The sequence below is a fragment of the Clostridium sp. AF27-5AA genome, assembly GCF_003478415.1.
Lineage (GTDB): Bacteria > Bacillota > Clostridia > Lachnospirales > Lachnospiraceae > Otoolea > Otoolea fessa.
Genome location: NZ_QUFH01000002.1, coordinates 198,018 through 216,774, shown reverse-complemented (window position 1 = coordinate 216,774; position 18,757 = coordinate 198,018). Strand labels below are relative to the sequence as shown.

Below are 18,757 nucleotides of genomic sequence, written 5' to 3'. Positions count from 1 at the left end.
AACATCAGTCAGAGACCCAGCTTCCACTGAGACAAATTTGCTATTACTCACCACCTGAAGAGGTGGGAGTCTTCTCGACTGAGATAAAACGAGGTGAATCAGGTGAAAAAAAAGACACTTGTGCCTCTTCTCGTTTTTTTAATGGGCATATGCCTTGTTAGTTTAGTCGTATACAACACAGATACTCATGAAAAAGAGCAGAGCCGCACAACAGCACAATTAAATGCAACAACCTATGGAGAACGTATAGAGAATGAGATTATAAATGGAATAGAGATTACAGATGTTCTGAAACAGCTTTTGATCAGCGGAACTGGAGAAATCAATCAATTTGACACAATTGCAAAAAATATTATGTCGGATTCTGTTGAAAGCGTACAGCTTGCTCCGGCTGGTATTGTAACGGATATTTATCCGGCCGATGGAAATGAGGCAGGTAAGATTGATCTGATTCATGATACAGAACGTGGTGAAATTTCCATATATGCAAGAGATCATCATACAATCGTTACACAGGGACCTTTTGAATTGAAACAGGGTGGATATGGAATTGCTGTCCGCAATCCTATTTATCTGAAAGATGAAAACGGGCAGGAATATTTTTGGGGATTTACCATTGTTATCCTTCGTGTTCCGGATATTTTTTCAGATGCGATAAGTGCACTTTCGAAATTTGGATATGAATATAGTCTTTCAAAAACGGATAATCCATGGAGTGATAATTATAAAGTTGTTTATCAGTCAGATCGTCAATTAACGAATCCGGTTTCCTATGACTTTACGATAGGAACGGAGAACTGGAAGTTTGAAGTAATGCCTGAAAATGGCTGGGGAAACAATACATTAATAGCAGTAATCAGTGTTTTCTTTATTGCGATTACCATGCTTTTGGTAACTCTTACCCGGATGTGGCTGGTATCAAAAGAAAATAAAAACAAATTTCAAATACTGGCACACACAGATTCTCTTACAGGTATTTACAATCGCTATGGATTCGATGAACTGGCAGAAAAGATGATTAATAAAAATCCGAAAGCGAAATTTGTGGCTGTACTCCTTGATATTGATGATTTTAAATTTATTAATGATATCTATGGACATGTTTACGGAGACAAAGCATTAAGGAGTCTGGCAGACAGTATGAAAGCTTTTTTCCCGTCTGATGCGTTACTAGGAAGAAATGGTGGAGATGAGTTCTGTATTCTTTTAAAAAATTATTCCTACGAGGATGTAAAAGAGAAGCTACAGCAATTCACTATGGCTCCAAAGACATTTTCATATAAGGGAAAAGAATATCCATTTTATATTTCTCTTGGATATTCAGAATATCCGACATTTGCGTCTAACCGTTCACAGCTTATGCGCTGTGCAGATGCAGCCCTTTACGAAATAAAACTTCATGGAAAAAATGGCTGCATGGCTTATAGGGAAGGACTTGAATTAAGGGTTCGTAAACAACTGGGATTTGCATTTAGGGATATCTCCGAGCACCTTCCAGGAGCATTTATCATATACAGAGCAGACAAAGAAGATGATGAACTCTTTTATGCAAATCAGGAGTTTCTTCATATGGCCGGATATAAAGATATGGATGAACTATTCAGACTTACAAAGAAAAGTTTCAGCAACCTGATACAGGAAGATGAGAAGAAGAAGATAGAAGCAAGCATTTGGAAACAGATTGATAATGGCAATGGAAATGACTATATCCACTTTCATTTACGAAGAGCGGATGGATCGTATCTGTCTGTGCTTGACCATGGGAGAATTGTTGAGAGCCAGCAATATGGCAAAGTATTTTATGTATTGTTCATGGACTGGGAGGATATGAAAAGTCATTACAGTGAAAAATTTTCCGGATAATCGAAGGAAATATTGTAAAAAATATCGTTGTAAATAGAAAAATCCTGCTCATATTCATATATTGAACAGGATTTTTTTTAAATCGCAAGTGGAGCTTCTATTTTATTTGCCAAGGTATGATCTGTTTTCGCCAGTGAATTAAGCAATGCCCGCATCTTTGGATCCAGATTCTTTTTCTCATAAAATGCTTCTTCAAAACCCATGATAACTTAGAGGATGACACCCATCAAGGTATCCACCAAGTTAGCCACCAAGATTCTACGCCGTCAGCAGTTATACTGCGCCTAATAAAATTGTGTTAATAGGGTTATTTAAATACAGCAGGTCAGCATGAGCAAAAAGTGGGATTCCAAGCCCGCGCTGGACGAGCATGGTTGCCGTGGAGCGTGAGGACTTTGACCGACTTTCCACTCTGGCAAAGAAGTACGTTACAGCAGAGAAAAAGGAATCCAAACTGCAAAAGGCGGTGGATGCGGCAAACAAGCTAATTGCAAAGCTCAAGGCTGAGATTGACAGTTTGAAACAGGAAATTTCTGATTATAAGTCTGTCCACAGCAAGCTCCGTGCGGCGGAATTGGAGCGTGAAAATACGGAGAGGGACGCCGCAGGGCGGCAAGCGAAGCAGCGAAAAACGAATAAAAGTGTTTTAGGGCTTCGTTGATTGTTGCGTTGGCAACCCCACCGCAATGGTAGTGCCCTTCTCCGAACTTTTCTCCACCCAAACGGAGCCGCCGTGGAGGTTGGCGATCTCCCATACCAGTGAGAGCCCCAGTCCTGCGCCACCGTATTCCCGGCTGCGAGACTTGTCCACCCGGAAGAAGGGCTGGAAAATACTGCGCTGATACACCTCCGGGATGCCGCAGCCGGTGTCGGAGACGCGGAGCAGGAGCTTTTCCAACTCCTGAGTGACAGAAACCCGTACCGAGCCGCCCGGCCGGTTGTACTTGACAGCATTCTCCGTCAGGTTGAAGATCAGCCGGTAAATCAGTGCATCGCTGCCGGTCATAATGCCGTCGCCCTCCGCCGTCAGCGTGACGCCGAGCTTATCTGAGAGCGGCGCAAGATCTGTGAAGATCTCCTCGATCATGGGAGCGAGCTGGATCCGCTCGTTCCGCGCCACCTGCTGCAGATTGCTCATCTCCAGCAGTGTCCTGGTCATCTGTATCAGCCGTTCCGTCTGCTCACGCAAAAGCGTGAGGAACTCCGCCGTCTCCGGTCGCACATCAGGATGCTCCGCGGAAAACAGCTCCAACTGCGCCTGCATTAGTGCCAGTGGCGTGCGCAGCTCGTGGGCGGCGTTGCCGGCGAACTGCCGCTGAGCGGAAAAGGCGTTGTTCAGCCGCTCCAGCATCTGGTTGAACGAGCGGCTCAGCTGCCGGAACTCCGAAATAGCGTCTTCATCGATCCTCATATCGGCAAGATTGTTCAGCTGCACCTGCTCCACCTGCGAGGTAAAGCTGCGCAGGGGCTTGAGAGCGCGTCCGCTGACGAAATAGGCGAGGATGCCGCTGAGCAGCGTTATCGCCGCCGTGATGTACCAGTTGGTGGTGCGGAAGCGCCCCTGCACCCCATCGACAATGATCGTCAGATCCTCGTCAGGGGCTATGAGCTGTGGGTCAAAGCTCGCCGCTCCGCCATCATTCAGGATCACCGTGCCGCCGCCTTGTAAGTTGTCCGCAATGGTGTCCATATAATACACACCGGAGGAGCACAGCAGCAGATTCATGGCCACGCAGGTGACACCGATGAGCAGGACGGACATCAACGTGATGCGCCACTGCAGGGAAAGCCGCTTCATTCCTCCTCACCTCCCATCAGATAGCCCTCGCCGATGCGGTTGCGGATGGGGTCATAGCCCAGCACGGCGCGGAGCTTTTTGCGCAGGGCGGAGATGTGGACGCGAATGGAATTGCTGAAGCTGTCCACGCTATTGTCCCAAACGTGATCCATCAGCTCCTCCTGACTTACTGGCCTTCCTTGATGCACCATCAGGTATTCCAGGATTCCTGTTTCCTTCCGGGTGAGCGTCAGCGTCTGCCCGTTAACGGTGGCGGTACGGGAGCGGGTGTCAAAGGTCAGGCCTCCGCAGCTTAGCAGCACATCCTGCTGGGTAAACTGCCGCAATGTCAGGCTGCGGATGCGGGCCTCCAGCTCGGCGAGGTGGAAGGGCTTCGCCAGATAGTCGTTCGCCCCGGCGTCCAGCCCCTGCACCTTGTCCTCCACTTCGCTGCGGGCGGAGAGGATCAGCACCCGCGTCTCCCGGTCGGTCTGCCGCAGGGTGCGCAGCACCGTCATGCCGTCCTTTTTCGGCAGATTCAGATCAAGAAGCACCAAATCGTATCGTTCCACGCCCAGAAGCGCCAGCGCTTTTTCCCCGTCATAGCAGTAGTCCACGCTGTAGGCCAGCCGCCGCAGGCTGCGGACGATGGTTTCGCACAGGGCGCGTTCATCTTCAATTACTAAAAGGTGCATGAGAGCCCTCCTTTTTATTTCTTCGTTTTTGTGTTGCTTTCATTATAGCAAAAACAGATAAGGTTTGTGTTAAGTTTTCGTTCTTAACAGAGACTTTAACTCTCCCGCGCTATGATAGGGACAGAAAATCGGAAAGGGTGATGAAAAATGAGCTGCGAGAAAAAGGCAGCGGCGCAGATCGCGCTGCTGATGGCCGGAGCCGCCATGCTGTGCTTCGGTGTCTGGCGGGGCGAGGCGGCGACAGTGCTGAGCAAAGCAATCAAATTATGTCTGGAGTGTGTGGGCATTGGGTAAAAAGTTTTCAGGCGTTTCACAGACCATGTCCCGCTTCCGGGGCTGGATTCAGGCGGGGGCGACGCTGCTGACCAACCTGCATCTGCCGAACTTTCTCAAGGGCGGACTGTATCAGGGGGCGGGGAAGACCGTCTGCGTGCCGGGGCTGAACTGCTACTCCTGTCCGTCGGCGTCCGGGGCCTGCCCCATTGGGGCGTTTCAGGCGGTGGTGGGGTCTTCCAAGTTCAGCTTCTCCTACTATATCATAGGCTTCCTCATTCTGCTGGGCGTGCTGCTGGGGCGCTTTATCTGCGGCTTTCTATGCCCCTTCGGCTGGTTTCAGGAGCTGCTGCACAAAATCCCCACTAAGAAGCTTTCCACAAAGAGGCTGAAACTGCTGACATACCTGAAATACGCTGTCCTGCTGGTGATGGTTTTCCTGCTACCGGCATTCCTTGTGAACGATGTTGGCATGGGAGACCCGTTCTTCTGCAAATACCTCTGCCCCCAAGGCGTGCTGGAGGGAGCCATCCCGCTGTCCCTTGCCAATTCCGGCATCCGGGCGGCGCTGGGCAAGCTGTTTACATGGAAATTCAGCATCCTGCTGTCGGTGATTGCGCTGAGCGTACTGTTCTACCGACCGTTCTGCAAGTGGCTCTGCCCGCTGGGCGCGTTCTACGCGCTGTTCAACCGGGTGTCCCTCTTCCAGATGAAGGTGGATAAGAATAAGTGCGTTTCCTGCGGGAAATGCGCCAGAGCCTGCAAGATGGATGTGGATGTGACGAAAACGCCCAACCATACCGAGTGCATCCGCTGCGGAATGTGCATCCGCGCCTGTCCGACGAAAGCCGTGTGCTTCCGCTACGGCTTCGGAGACGGTAAAGATAAGGCAAAATCAGCGGAAACACTACAGACAAACAACACTAACAGGGAGGAATAAAACGAATGAAGATGAATAGGACGAATACTGCCGGCAGAATTCTGGCTCTGCTGCTTACTGCACTGATGGTGCTCTCTCTGGCAGCCTGCGCCACAAAGGGCGGAGACAAAATGGACGGAATGAGTAGCGAACCGAAGAATGCCGAGGAAGCGGTTGCCATGCACAAGGAGCTGATGGCGCAGGAAAATGCCATTCTCTCGGAGAACACAGCGCTTTGGGAAAAAGTTTTCATAGCGGCCGACAAGGGCATGACCATGCAGGAGAACGGCAAAAACTATGGTGAGTTCTTGTTGGACACCATCGAAGGTTCCAAAGATCAGTTTACGGAGGATGAGCTGAAGCTGCTCAAGGAGGCGGCAGAGAAAATCCGCGAGATTGAAAACAAGCTGACCATGATAGAGAAAAAGTACCCCGAGGCGGCACAGCAATCTACGGATGGCGCTATGAGCGTGCCCGCGGGCAGCGACATGACCACGCCGCCTGATGACGGCAGTATGCAGAAATTCCCCGTCTTTGAGGGCAAGGACCTGGATGGCAACACGGTGAAGAGCGACGAGCTGTTCTCCGCCAACGCCGTCACCGTGGTGAATTTCTGGTTCACCACCTGCAATCCCTGCGTAGGCGAGCTTTCCGAGCTGGATGCGCTGAACAAGGAACTGGCGGAGAAGGGCGGCTCCCTCATCGGCGTCAACACCTTCACGCTGGACGGCGACAAAACGGCAATTTCCGAGGCGAAGGATGTGCTTGCCAAGAAGGGCGCCACCTATCAGAATGTGTATTTTGACTCCGACGGTGAGGCGGGAAAGTTTACCACCAACATCTTTGCCTATCCCACCACCTATGTGGTCGACCGCAGCGGAAATATCGTGGGTGAACCCATCGTAGGCGCCATCACGGAAAAGAAGCAGGCGGAGACTCTGCAAAAGCTCATCGACCAGGCTCTTGCCGCCGATATGGGCTGACAAACGAATTTATCTTCTCCGAAAGGAGGGATACACCATGTATCGGAGAGTATTGCCGCTTCTGCTCACCGCGGTACTGCTGCTGAGCGGCTTTCACAAAGCCCATTGAAGAGCCTGCCGTGGTGGAACTGGAGGACCTGAGCCACGGCATGCGCCGTACAGAGGTCAGAAGCCGTGCCGGAGATTCTCACCTTGGTCATGTGTTCACTGGCGATCCGGAGTCCCCAATGGCGTGCGCTACTGTATCAACAGTGCGGCCCTGCGCTTTGTGCCTTACGCAAAGATGAAAGCAGAGGGTTATGGATATCTTCTGTATCTGTTCGAGGAATGAGTTCGCAAAATACTGTTATGTTTCTTAATATTTTTGCTATCAACATGTTCTCCTGCGGCCTTACGATCTGTCAAATCCATCCATGCTTTTGCCTTAAATGGAATCAAATATGCCGCATCCAAGACAGTCACTCCGTGCTTAAACTCTACGTCCTCATAGGTAACCTTGACTCCAAGAACTTTATCGAGATATTCCATGTCATCACCTGCATTCTTAACTCTTTTTCTGTATTATAACTTTTTTTGAGTTAAGATACAATATTTGAGTTAAGAGCAGTCAAAGATCAACATTATAAAAAATCATTTTCAAAGAAAAAAGCCCGGTGCAGCATAAGCATTACACCCACACTGCACCGGACATTCCATCATCGACTGCTTTGTCTATTTTCTTCTTCCTGCCGCACTTCCTGCTCATGCAGCTGCTCTTTTTCTGCTCGTCCTCTTTCAGGTTTTCCTGCATAATCTTCTGCGCCACAAGCCAATACTGCATTTCCGATTTGGTCTTGCGGTACTCTGCATGTGTTCGTCCGTCGACGGCAAAATTGGACTTCATGGATTAAACAAATGCGTGTCTCCCTCTTTTTTATCGCAACATCATTCTATCCCTGTTGTATTTGAAAATGTATATGTACTCTTCTGATATATCCCCTTGTTTCTAAAACAATTTGCAAATGCATTTCAAAATTTTATTCTAAAATTTCTATAATTGCATGTTCAACTTGATGTTCTTTTATTTTGTCAATGATTATATGCATATTTTCTATTTCTAATTCTATTTTTGTATCCCCATCCTTTGGTACCATACCAAATTTTTGAAATACAAATCCAGTAAATGTGTCACAATCTTCTGCTGTAAATGTAACACCTATAGCGTCTTCAATATCACTTAATCGTATATTTCCTTTCACTTCCCACTTGTTATCGCTTATTCTTATAATAACAGTTTCTTCTTCCGACGATATTGGTTCAATATCGTTTAAATCGCCAACAATTTCTTCTAATAAATCAAAAAGAGTTACTATTCCAACCACTCCACCATACTCATCTAATACAATCGCCATAGATTGCTTCGATTGTTTCATATTTTTAAAAAGCACATCTGCTTTTGTAGTTTCCATAACAAAGTATGGTGTAGAAATTGCAGAATCTATAACCATATCCTTACTTTTTTCTTTTAATCTAAAATAGTCTTTTGCATTTAAAATGCCAATAACATGATCTATCGAATCTCCACAGACGGGATAAAGGGTATGTCGTGTATTGTGGATTGTTTCATCCCACTCCTTCACATCATCAGACATCCATAATATTGTCACATCTGTTCGATGTGTAGCAATCGTACCAGCCATAATATCATTAAATTCAAAAACATTTTGAATAAATTCTTTTTCTTGATGATCTATTGTTCCTTTTTCACTTCCCGCATCAACAAGCATACGTATTTCTTCTTCACCCACTTGATCTTCCGCTTCATTTGGATCAATACCACAAATCCTCAAGACAATATTTGTTGATATTGAAAGAAATGAAACGATTGGCTTAAATAGGATAGAGATTCCCGTAACCAATCCTGAAATCCCCATTGCCAGTTCTTCAGATTTTTTCATTGCGATTCTCTTTGGAACTAATTCGCCAAAAACCAACGTGAAATATGATAAAATCAATGTAATCAATATAACAGCTATGGTATCTAAAGTAGAACGTGGAATATTCACGCCCATCCCAACAACCCAATCAACTAAAGGTTCTGAGAAATTATCTGCTGCAAAAGCACTTCCTAAAAATCCCGACAATGTGATTGCAACCTGAATTGTCGCAAGAAATCGTGCCGGCTCTTGCGTTAATCGTACTAATCTCTTTGCCCGACCATTACCTTGTTCTGCCATTCGTTCTAGCTTTGTTTCATTCATTGATAAAACAGCGATCTCTGCACTCGCAAAAATCGCGTTTAATATAATTAAAATAATCTGCACTACTAAAAGAATAAAAATTGATGTACTCATAAATAAAACCTTTCTACAATAAAATTATCTAAATATCACACTTACTTAAAAGCAACAAAAGACATGGTCTATGTTCCGAATACATAGTCCATGCCTTGCGATATATAAATAAAAATTCTATTGAATTGGTTCGCTTCAGAATCATTATCACTTTCGTCCATGTTAAATATTCCTCCTCTCAAATAGTATTGTAGTACAGTATAACAAAAAGACCTAACATAATCAATTCGAAAAAAGCAAAAGTGTGTTAAATTTATGTAAAACATAAAATCCGATTATTTTTAATTTCTTTGGGAAATTCAATTTTCTTTATCATCACTTAACATCATTTTAAAGTAAAAAGCAAGCCATTTTCAGACTTGCTTTCCACCATATCATCTTCCTTATTGATAAATCATTTCTTTATTCACAATCTCCCTTGCACATGCTTGTATATCACTCATTCTCGTCTAAAACCTCTTTCTTTGTGCGTCTATGCTTTCCCTGCTCATCATAAAACATATTTCGGGTAGCAACCTTTACTTCGGGTTGTTCCAACATTTTCCGTTCACTAAATACCAGATGAATATGATAATTCGTCTTTGCAATGGTATTTTCAATCACACATCGTTGTGTCAATTTTACCAAGGAAGGCTTTTGCCCCAGGTCACGATACCTTTTGAGGAAAAGCCCACAAGTAATCTGCCCGGTGACAATCTGAGGTATTACAGACAGAGAAAGTCTCTGACTACCAGACAGCTTGCAGAGCAAATAGATGTTGTACCCGCAACTATCCTGATGTATGAACGAAATAAGCACCCGATCAAAGATTTTGAACATAACCCTATTTCTGATCAGTTGCTGGAAAGTATGGAAGCCAGCAAAAAAATAGCAGATAGTTTAGCGCCCATTCTGGAGCAAGAGGAAAAACTCAAGCGAATCGCAGAAGGTGCTACTGCACACATCCCCAATTTTGAGATTCCGACGCTTGCGTTGGATGCAATTTCAGAACCTTCGCCAGCTATGAAAGCGATTGCTGAACAGAGTAAAGCTATGAAGTTGGCTACCAGCGTAGGTACTGCAATAGATGCCCTACAACACAGTAGTACCATCCAGACTTTAGGAGAACTTGCAATAGTCGCTAATGTCCCCAACTATACTTTCAAGAATCCGCTGCTTGAACAAGCCAATTTAGGGATGACGGCGATGCTCCAGTCTTTCAATAATAGTGTGGTAAAACTACTTGCGGATTCTGTTCATGGAATTATAAGCTCCTTTGGGTCTGCACTTACAGCGACAATTCATTCGCCTGTGATGGATTGGCTTCAGAGCATTGACATCTCTCCAATGCGCTCTGTGTTGGAGAATCTTGCACTGGAACCGGATATTCTTGGGAGATACAAGAAGTTCAATCAAGCGTACTTGACGGCTATGTATGAATGCAAATGGTTCCCCTACGCTGGCTGGGCAGCGGATATTACCATGACAGCGGAAATATCGGACATCCTGGCAACAAGCCGAGGTGCAAGTAAGCGACGAGAAAAGCGTATCGACAAGGTCATTCTCGACTATTACGACAAGAATGAAATCAAATTCATCAAGCGAATATGGAGAGAATCTGATTTAGAACCACATATCAAACGAATTCTGGGACAGGCTCTTGAAGCACATCTCCGTGGTGAATATGCCCTGTGTATTTCCAGCTTGGCAACTATGTGGGAGGGCTTAATCTACATAAAGGCAAACAATGCTACCATGCAGGATCGTCACCGGCAAAGGATGGCGATCACTAAAAAAGAACTGGAAGATCTGATCGAGGCAAACGACTACGACAAGATCTTCAGCGATTATTTTAATACCTTCATTGTTTCTCAGTGCAATAAGGTTGATGATGTGGTTGATGGTGTGCCGAACCGGCATGGCGTTTCTCACAGCTGGTATCACAGCTATCCGAGCAAAAAAGCTTCTCTGAATGCTATTTTGCTTACCGACTTCATAATTGGTCTGGAGCCACTTGAAGGCACCCAGGCCAGTGCATAAAGAAAATACGAATCGAGGTACACACGATGTCTAACGATAAAATCCAAGCGGTAGGAGTAAATATTGCAGAAAAAGCAACGATGATCTGGAATGTGGCAGATATGCTCCGTGGCCCCTTTAAGCCCCATGAGTACGGACTTGTAATCCTTCCTATGACCGTGGTTAAACGTTTCCACGACTGTCTGCTTCCCACCCACGAAGCAGTCTTGGCACAGTATGAAAAGGTCAAGAAGCTGGCCGTCATTGATGGCTTTCTGACCAAGGCTTCCGGTTATCAGTTCTACAATACCAGCAAGTTCACATTTGAAAAGCTGCTGGCTGACCCGGATAACATCGAAGCCAACTTCCGGGACTATCTGGCTGGGTTCTCTCCCAATGTCCAGGATGTTCTGTCCAAATTCGATTTTGACAACATCATCAAGAGAAACAGTATGAATGTCATAATCGGATCAGTTGGCATATCCCATTATTTCGGATGTGTTAGCCCTGTCTATTATGTTTTCAAGGAAACAGAAGATGCTGATTTAAGGTTTATTAGTTACATCTTTAGCACTGTAGGTTTTCAGAAAGAGCTGCGGAAATATGCCAAGGGTATTATGGAAATTCGTTTAAGAATATCCGTATCAGATACACTTAGACGGGTTGTGCCATTACCAAAACTGGAAGAACAAGCCTGCCAGGTATCATGCTGATACAGCACCCAGCAGTGCTTTCTGAAAATATGGTTTCTCTGTACTTTTTCTTATCACCCCAGAGATGTAGGATTTCTCACAGGCGGCAGTGTGCTTCACTGCTCCATTGGAATTTAACCATCCCGCCTTCCTTATGGCCGGACCGCGAATTACGGAAGTATCATTGTCCCTGTCTGGCTTTAGCACCGCCGCCGGTTGCAATCCGGCATTTGCTTCTGCGAAACCGCTATCGCCCCGATGGGCTTCATGGCGTGCAGTCGATGGCTCGACCAAACAGGAATGTACCTGAAGAATGAGTATTCAGTTTTCAAGGGACATCCGGACTTTCGTCCTTACAAAGTAAGTTTAACAAGAATCCTCCGGTTTCGCGTTGGCCTCGTAGGCGCACTTTGGTTGTCCTTGCAGGACTACATATGGTTTGTTTTGATTTTTTCAGTGTCCTATGCAGTCGGATTGGGGCAAAAAAAATACCTCGTTGGTTTCCCAACGAGGCATCGAAGACGATTCTATCTCATACGACTTCACATCATGCATCCGAAGATTTCTTTTACAAAATTCGCTTGTTTTTTTCCAGAACGCTTAAACTGATCATATGCTCCTTCTGCATGAATAATCAGCATTTCAATTTCTGGAGCAGTAATGACATTTACCACGTCAATTTTCTGCTCATATGCTTTACTCAATCGAAATTCCTCTCTGCGAGAATCCAAAATCCGTATCACAGAAATCTGCTCATCGAATCCTTTCCGTAAGTACTATGCATAAAAGCACAGCCGCAGAGTACATCTGTGGCTGTGTTTTGTGTTCAGTTGCTCACTGTTGCGTGGACTGGATATGGAGAGACAACATATCTCCCGATCTTACATGGGTGATCTTATCTGCCATCACTCTGGCAGTTTTCCTTGCAGATATGTCGGCATCCCCACTGCGGTCGTATCCGGCCTGACCTTAAACATGGCTTTTTCAATCTACCTTCCTTATCGGTTTTCCGCGATATATTTCTCCGCCATGTGGACTGCCACCGCGCCGTCCGCCACGGCGGTGACCACCTGACGGAGGGGCTTCGTCCGCACGTCGCCCACGGCGTAAACGCCGGGAATACTGGTTTCCGTGGTCTCTCCGGCCACGATATAGCCGCCGCCGTCCAGCGCCAGTTGACCCACCGCCAGCGCCGTGGCGGGCTGTCGGCCCACGCTGACAAATACGCCGTCGCAGTCCACCACGCTTTCCTCACCGGTGACGGTGTCCCGCAGGCGTACGCCGGTCAGCCTGTCCCCGGAAAGCAGCGCGGAAACGGTGCTGTTCCAGCGGAATTCCACATTTTCGGTCTGTTCCAGTGGCTCGTGATAGATCTTGGTGGCCCGCAGGGTGTCTCTGCGGTGGACGAGGATCACCTTTTTCGCCACGCGGCTGAGAAGGAGGGCATCTGCCGCGGCGGAATTGCCGCCGCCCACCACGACCACCGTTTTGTCCTTGTAAAACATCCCATCGCAGGCGGCGCAGTAGGCCACGCCCCGGCCCAACAGCTCCGTCTCTCCGGCAACGCCCAGCGTTCTGGGGTCTGCGCCGGTGGCCAGCACCACGGTTTTCCCCCGGAAGATCCCCTCGCTGGTCTCCACGAGCTTGAGAACCGCCGTCAGATCCATGCGGAGAACTTCCGCGTATTCGCTGCGTGCCCCAAAACGCTCCGCCTGCTTTTGCATCTTCTCCGCCAGAGAGAAGCCGTCGATCCCGTTCTCAAAGCCGGGGTAGTTGTCGATCTGCTCGGTCAGGGCCATCTGCCCGCCAGCAGACAGCTTTTCCAGCACGACGGTGTCCAGCCCCGCCCGGGCCGCGTACAGGGCGGCGGTGTAGCCGCCCGGGCCGCCGCCCACCACGAGCATATCATAAACATGATTGTTGTTCATATCTGAATCCTCCGTTATTTCGCCAAGGCTTCCTGAATGAAGCGGTCGATCTCTGCCTTTGAGCCGGGCGCGGTGATGGAATCCACGGCCTTTCCGTTCCGGTACAGCACCAGAGTTGGGATGACCTCGATCCCCTCGGCCCCCGCCAGCCGCGGCTCCTCGTCAATATTGATCTTGCTGACAACGAGGCTGTCCGCGTATTCCTCTCCAATCTTCTCATACGCAGGGCCGATCCTCCGGCAATAGCCGCACCAGGGCGCCCAGAAATCCACCAAAACGGGCTTTTCGCCCCGGGTCGCCTGCTCAAACTGCTCCTGATTCATATTCATAGCTGCCATATCTGTCAGCTCCTTTCTTTTGTTTGGGTATTCTCAAGACTCCGTTCTCGCCCCACACCACATCGTGACCTCAACCTGAGATGACGGTACTCTGCCCTTGGGACATAAAGCAGATGAGTAAGACCATCATCTGTACGAGAATAGCTGCGGTTTGTTGCAGCTTATTCCGCGCAGAGCTCCGCCACAAGAGCGTCCATCTGCGCTTCGCTGGTTTGGTTCAGTGCGCCGCGCAGCGATACCTCCGTTTCACACAGTCGGAGTTCCTTCATCTTTTCCAACTCGGCGCGCATCAGCCGCGCGGCAGCAGGGGCCCATGAGCCGTTTTCCATGAGGCCGATCCGGCGGTTTCGGAATCCCTTTGTCTGTAAATGATCCAAAAAGGCCTTCATGGGCGGGAACAGTCCTCCGTCATAAGTGGAGCAGGCCAACACCAGTTTCCCGCAGTAGAACGCACTGGCAACAGCGTAGGAAAGATCTGTCACAGTGAGATCACATATGCTGACCTGCACGCCTTTTTTCTCTAATTTACCCTTGAGGGTCTTCGCCGCATGGGCAGTATTTCCATGGATGGATGCGTGGGCAATCAGTATGCTCTCCGATTCTTCTGGTTCCCATTGTGACCAGAGATCATAGAGCCGCAGACACTCCTCCAGCCCTTCTGTAAGCACGGGACCATGGAGCGGGCAGATCGTTTGGATCTCCAGCGCGGAGGTCTTTTTCAGCAGAGCCTGCACCTGTGCGCCATATTTCCCGATAATATTGTAATAATACCGTCGGGCCTGCGGCACCCAGGGGGCACGGGCAGTCCGTTCCAGTGAGCCAAAGCGTCCGAAGGCATCCGCCGAGAACAGGATTTTTTCCGTTTCCTCATACGCCGTCATCACCTCCGGCCAGTGTACCATCGGTGCCAGCAGGAAGCGCAGCCGGTGTGAGCCCAGAGAGATCGTGCTGCCCTCGCCAACCTCCAGCATACGGTCTTCCGACAATGCACCCGTGCCAAAGAACTGCTTGATCAGGGTAAATGTTTTCGCGTTTCCCACGATCTTCATCTCCGGGTACTCTTGCGCTATCCGCATGAGGCTGCCGGAATGATCCGGCTCCATGTGTGTGACCACAAGATAATCGGGGTTGCGCCCCCCCAACACCTGCGCTACATTGGAAAGCCATTCCTCCGCCGCCCGTGCGTCCACGCTGTCCATCACGGCGATTTTCTCGTCCAGAATGACATAGGAGTTGTAGCTCACTCCCATAGGCTGGACGGGGTACTGGTTTTCAAAGAGTGCCAATGTGTTATCATCCACCCCTACATAGCGGATGGCATCTGTTACCGTTCGGATATCCATATAAAAAATACCTCCTATTCTGATGTCTTTGGTTTTCTTATAAATCGTCTATCAGTGCGGTGCTCTTGGCGTAGGCGGTACTGCGTGCCTCAAAGAAATCGGTCTTGACCATATTGGCGTCAGCGTACTGGCTGACCCATTCCATGCTCTCCGGTTCGCTCTCAAAGCCCGGATACAATGCCGGATAGCCAAGGCTCGTCCAGCGAAGATTCCCGAGATAGCGGATGTAATCGCTAATCATCTGCCGGTTCAACCCCGGGATGTCGTCGCCGATCACATAATGCCCCCATGCGATCTCCTGCTCCACGCCCTCACGCATCATCTCGCGCAGCGCTTGTACGCTCTCGGCGGTGAACAACTCCGGCTGCTCCTTTTGCAGCTCCGTGATGATATTGCGGAACAGCCACAAGTGCGTGTTCTCGTCGCGGTTTATATAGCGGATCTCCTGCGCCGAGCCGGGCATCTTCCCGTTTCGGGAGAGATTGTAGAAGAACATAAAGCCGCTATAAAAATAGATGCCCTCCAAAATATAGTTCGCCATCATCACGCGCAGCAGCGTGGGAGCGTCCTTCCGCTCCTGAAACTCGTTGTAGCAGTCCCCAATGAAGGTGTTGCGGCGCAGCAGATGCTCGTCCGTTTTCCATTGGTAGAGGATGTCATTGCGCTCCACGGGGGAACAGATGGTGTCGAGCATATAGCTGTAGCTCTGTGAGTGGACACACTCCTGAAACGCCTGAATGGACAGGCAGAGATTGACCTCGTTGGCTGTAATGTAGGCGCCGATATTAGGCAGGTTCGCTGTCTGAATGGAATCCAAAAAGACAAGAAAACTCAGAATTTTATCGTAGGCGCTGCGCTCGGCTGACAGCAGGCGGGGATAGTCCTTCACATCCTGCGAGAGATTGATCTCCTCAGGGATCCAAAAGTTGTTCATGGCCTGCCGGTACCAGTCGCTGACCCAAGCGTACTTCATATTGTTGAAGTCGTTGAGGTTGGTGGTATTGCCGCCGATCATGCGCCGCAGGCGCACATCAAGGTCGCCCTCCGGGTTAAAGAGGGGCTTTTTCTTCAGTTCCATCATGCTATCCTCCTTATGACGAGCAGCTTTCACAGGCCTCGACCTCAAGGGCCTTGCTGCGGACATAATAAATGGTCTTGACGCCGGCCCTCCACGCCTCCAAATACAGTCTGAGCACCTGACGCATGGAATAGTCGTTGGTGATATAGAGATTCATGCTCTGCGCCTGGTCAATATGTCTCTGGCGAAAGCCCGCGGCGCGTACCGACCAGCTTTGGTCGATCAGATGCGCCGCCTTATAGTACCACCATGTATCCATAGAAAGCTCCGGAGCAACGCGGGGCAGCATGCTGCCCTTTTTTTCCTCTAAAAAGAATTTCTTCATAATTGGATCGATGCCCGCCGACGTGCCGGAGAGGATGGATGTGCTGGAAGTGGGTGCGACAGCCAGCAGATAGGCGTTGCGCATTCCCTGCACCGCCACCGTTTCCGCAAGCGCCCGCCACTTTTCTGAGGTATAACCTCGCTTTTCAAAATACGCGCCTGTCTGCCAGTCGCTGCCCTCAAAGAGCGCATAGCGGCCCTTTTCCCGTGCCAGTGCTGTGTCCGCCTTGACGGCGGCGTAGTTGATATGCTCGAATACCGCATCGGTGAAGGCAAGGTGCTCATCGCTCTCCCATCGGATGCCGCGCTTTGCCAGCATGTGGTGGTAGCCGCTGACGCCCAGGCCGATGCTGCGGTACTTCTGATTGGTAAGCCGCGCGTATTCCAACGGGTAGAAGTTGAGGTCGATCACATTATCCAGTGCGCGGATGGCCGTTTCCACCGTGCGTTCCATATAGGCCTCGTCCTCCACCGCCAGATTACCGAGAGACAGACTCGCCAGGTTGCAGACCACAAACTCACCGGGGAGTGTGGCCGTCACCACCACTGTGTCGCCGTTCTCCGTGTGCACCTCAGTGCTGATATGCTCGATGGGCGCCATGTTCTGTGCGATCTCCGTGCAGAGATTGGAGCAATAGATCATTCCCGTGTGGCCGTTTGGGTTCATACGATTTACGCTGTCGCGGTTGAAGGCGAAGGGCGTGCCGGTCTCCACTGCCGAGCGAAGCACCAGCCGCACGATGTCCTTGACGGTGACGCTGCGCTTTTCGATGCGCGGGTCATTGACGCAGTCCAGATACCGCTTCTCCCATTCCGTACCCCAGTAATCCTCCAGTGCGTAGCCCTTGACCGTGAGGATCTCATGCGGACACATGAGATGCCACGGCGCGTCTATGTTCTCCTCCGCCAGTCGCCAGAAGAGATCCGGATAGCACACGGCGGGAAACACATCATGCGCCTTCATGCGGTCGTCGCCGTTGTTGGTGCGCAGTTGAAGGAATTCAGGCAGATCCCGGTGCCATGCGTCTAAGTAAACCGCCGCAGCGCCCTGCCGCATCCCCAACTGATCCACCGCCACGGCGGTGTCGTTGACCAACCGGATCCAGCGGATAACACCGCCCGCCGCCCCTTGAAAGCCGCGGATGGTGCTGCCTGCAGCGCGCACCTTACCGAAGTACATCCCCATTCCACCGCCAAATTTAGAGACCTTTGCGAAGTTGTCCAGCGAGCGGTAGATGCCGTCCAGACTGTCCGGCACAGTGTCCACAAAGCAGCTTGAAAGCTGATGGTAGGGCTTTCGTGCGTTGGACATGGTAGGTGTCGCCATCGTGACCTCCATACGGCTGAGCATATCGTAAAAGCGTTTTACCCACCCCATGCGGTCAGAGCCTTCGTTCATAGCAAGATGCAGCGCGATACCCAAAAACATCTCCTGCGGTGTTTCCAGCGGCACGCGGCTGCGTGACTGGATCACATAGCGTTTGAGCAGCAGGTCAAGGCCGGAGTAGGTGAACAACTCGTCCCGTTCCGGGCAGAGAAAGTCCTCCGCCATAGCGATCTCCTCGTGGGTATAGTGGGCAAGAATATAGTCACCGTAGAGTCCCTTATCCGTCAGATAGCGAAGCCTGCCATAGAGGTCGCCGACGCCGCGCCCCTCCCATTCCTGTGCGTTGCGACAGCGAAAGGAGTGGTTCAGAAGCCGCGCCGCGATGAACTCCCACTTGGGTGCCTCTGCCGTAGTCAGCTCTACCGCTGCCTTGGTCAGTGCCTCAGCCCTCTCATCCTCCGTCATGCCCGGGCGACAGAAGCTCTCAAACTTCATTTGAAGCGCCGCGAGGGAGTAGATTTCCTCGGTAAAATCCATCTGGATACGGCGCAGCACCTCGTCAAGCGAGTTATCCCCCACCGTCTGCGCGATGGTATGCCGGACGCGGCGCAGCGCAGACCGCTTTTCGCGATAGAGGATGTACGCCTTGGCCACCTCATAGTGTCCGCGCTCCATGAGCGTCCGCTCCACCTCGTCCTGCACACGTTCCACGGTGAGCGGTACTGTGACGGAGAGATTGTTGAGAACGGCGGCGAGGATCTCCTCCAGTTCTCCGCCCCCAATCTCCCTTCCCTGTCCATCAAACGCTTTTTTCATGGCGTTGAAAATTTTCTCCTGTTGAAAAGGAACAGACTTCCCGTTTCGTTTTCTGATCTCCATTTCGATC

At 49.6% G+C, this 18,757-nt stretch carries 17 protein-coding genes and 1 pseudogene; 8 read left to right on the top strand and 10 right to left on the bottom strand.

The genetic code is table 11. The annotated features are described in order from the left end of the window. Positions 1-102: 102 nt before the first annotated feature. Positions 103-1,863 (top strand): diguanylate cyclase, encoded by a 1,761-nt coding sequence (locus DWY89_RS03445; RefSeq protein WP_118523493.1) that lies wholly within the window; start codon positions 103-105, stop codon positions 1,861-1,863. Positions 1,864-2,242: 379 nt separating this feature from the next. Then, complete coding sequence (locus DWY89_RS03440; protein WP_182434482.1) at positions 2,243-2,524, top strand: hypothetical protein; 282 nt, start codon at positions 2,243-2,245, stop codon at positions 2,522-2,524. On the opposite strand, the gene DWY89_RS03435 is transcribed toward DWY89_RS03440, so the two are convergent. Together DWY89_RS03435 and DWY89_RS03430 are read right to left on the bottom strand one after the other, a co-directional pair. Then, positions 2,510-3,661 carry a HAMP domain-containing sensor histidine kinase gene (locus DWY89_RS03435; RefSeq protein ID WP_118523473.1) on the bottom strand — a complete coding sequence of 384 codons (1,152 nt, stop codon included), beginning with the start codon at positions 3,659-3,661 and terminating at the stop codon, positions 2,510-2,512. The two genes, DWY89_RS03440 and DWY89_RS03435, sit on opposite strands and share 15 nt — an antisense overlap. After that, entirely contained in the window at positions 3,658-4,335 is a 678-nt protein-coding gene (locus DWY89_RS03430; RefSeq protein WP_074925768.1) for a response regulator transcription factor, read from the bottom strand. The genes DWY89_RS03435 and DWY89_RS03430 overlap by 4 nt, the downstream gene beginning before the upstream one ends. 147 nt (positions 4,336-4,482) lie before the next feature. Here DWY89_RS03430 and DWY89_RS14325 point away from each other — a divergent pair, with 147 nt between their 5' ends. From DWY89_RS14325 to DWY89_RS03415, 4 genes and pseudogenes are all read left to right on the top strand, one after another. Then, positions 4,483-4,629: a CD1871A family CXXC motif-containing protein gene (locus tag DWY89_RS14325; protein ID WP_182426666.1), complete on the top strand. Its 147-nt coding sequence runs from the start codon at positions 4,483-4,485 to the stop codon at positions 4,627-4,629. Between the two features lie 25 nt (positions 4,630-4,654). Next, positions 4,655-5,548, top strand: a complete 894-nt coding sequence (locus tag DWY89_RS03425; RefSeq protein ID WP_182429118.1) for a 4Fe-4S binding protein — start codon at positions 4,655-4,657, stop codon at positions 5,546-5,548. A gap of 11 nt (positions 5,549-5,559) precedes the next feature. Beyond that, on the top strand, positions 5,560-6,510 hold the full coding sequence (locus tag DWY89_RS03420; RefSeq protein WP_182434490.1) for a TlpA disulfide reductase family protein: 951 nt from the start codon (positions 5,560-5,562) through the stop codon (positions 6,508-6,510). Positions 6,511-6,599: 89 nt separating this feature from the next. Further along, positions 6,600-6,841: pseudogene (locus DWY89_RS03415) on the top strand (peptide-methionine (R)-S-oxide reductase); the annotation flags it as partial. A 336-nt stretch (positions 6,842-7,177) separates the two neighbouring features. On the opposite strand, the gene DWY89_RS03405 reads toward DWY89_RS03415, so the two are convergent. Together DWY89_RS03405 and DWY89_RS03400 are read right to left on the bottom strand one after the other, a co-directional pair. Further along, complete coding sequence (locus DWY89_RS03405; protein WP_233430213.1) at positions 7,178-7,315, bottom strand: hypothetical protein; 138 nt, start codon at positions 7,313-7,315, stop codon at positions 7,178-7,180. Positions 7,316-7,526: 211 nt separating this feature from the next. Further along, positions 7,527-8,843 (bottom strand): hemolysin family protein, encoded by a 1,317-nt coding sequence (locus DWY89_RS03400; RefSeq protein ID WP_118523471.1) that lies wholly within the window; start codon positions 8,841-8,843, stop codon positions 7,527-7,529. A gap of 636 nt (positions 8,844-9,479) precedes the next feature. Between DWY89_RS03400 and DWY89_RS14320 the strand changes: the two genes are divergently transcribed. Both DWY89_RS14320 and DWY89_RS14790 read left to right on the top strand, forming a co-directional pair. Next, entirely contained in the window at positions 9,480-10,862 is a 1,383-nt protein-coding gene (locus DWY89_RS14320) for a helix-turn-helix transcriptional regulator (RefSeq protein ID WP_182434480.1), read from the top strand. Between the two features lie 26 nt (positions 10,863-10,888). Continuing rightward, positions 10,889-11,554, top strand: a complete 666-nt coding sequence (locus DWY89_RS14790; protein WP_333491304.1) for a type I restriction-modification system subunit M N-terminal domain-containing protein — start codon at positions 10,889-10,891, stop codon at positions 11,552-11,554. A gap of 521 nt (positions 11,555-12,075) precedes the next feature. Here the strand turns inward: DWY89_RS14790 and DWY89_RS14510 are convergent. The 6 genes from DWY89_RS14510 to DWY89_RS03350 form a co-directional block, all read right to left on the bottom strand. Then, a complete protein-coding gene (locus DWY89_RS14510) occupies positions 12,076-12,237 on the bottom strand; it encodes a hypothetical protein (RefSeq protein WP_227589447.1) in 162 nt (53 codons plus the stop codon). A gap of 294 nt (positions 12,238-12,531) precedes the next feature. Then, positions 12,532-13,461, bottom strand: a complete 930-nt coding sequence (trxB, locus tag DWY89_RS03370) for a thioredoxin-disulfide reductase (RefSeq protein WP_118469100.1) — start codon at positions 13,459-13,461, stop codon at positions 12,532-12,534. A gap of 14 nt (positions 13,462-13,475) precedes the next feature. Continuing rightward, on the bottom strand, positions 13,476-13,799 hold the full coding sequence (locus tag DWY89_RS03365; protein ID WP_107000750.1) for a thioredoxin family protein: 324 nt from the start codon (positions 13,797-13,799) through the stop codon (positions 13,476-13,478). A gap of 161 nt (positions 13,800-13,960) precedes the next feature. Beyond that, positions 13,961-15,142, bottom strand: coding sequence for an MBL fold metallo-hydrolase (locus DWY89_RS03360; protein WP_117470959.1), 1,182 nt, complete (start codon positions 15,140-15,142; stop codon positions 13,961-13,963). A gap of 37 nt (positions 15,143-15,179) precedes the next feature. Next, positions 15,180-16,223: a ribonucleotide-diphosphate reductase subunit beta gene (locus DWY89_RS03355; protein ID WP_117796824.1), complete on the bottom strand. Its 1,044-nt coding sequence runs from the start codon at positions 16,221-16,223 to the stop codon at positions 15,180-15,182. 10 nt (positions 16,224-16,233) lie between these two features. After that, positions 16,234-18,750: a ribonucleoside-diphosphate reductase subunit alpha gene (locus DWY89_RS03350; protein WP_181357201.1), complete on the bottom strand. Its 2,517-nt coding sequence runs from the start codon at positions 18,748-18,750 to the stop codon at positions 16,234-16,236. Positions 18,751-18,757: the final 7 nt, after the last annotated feature.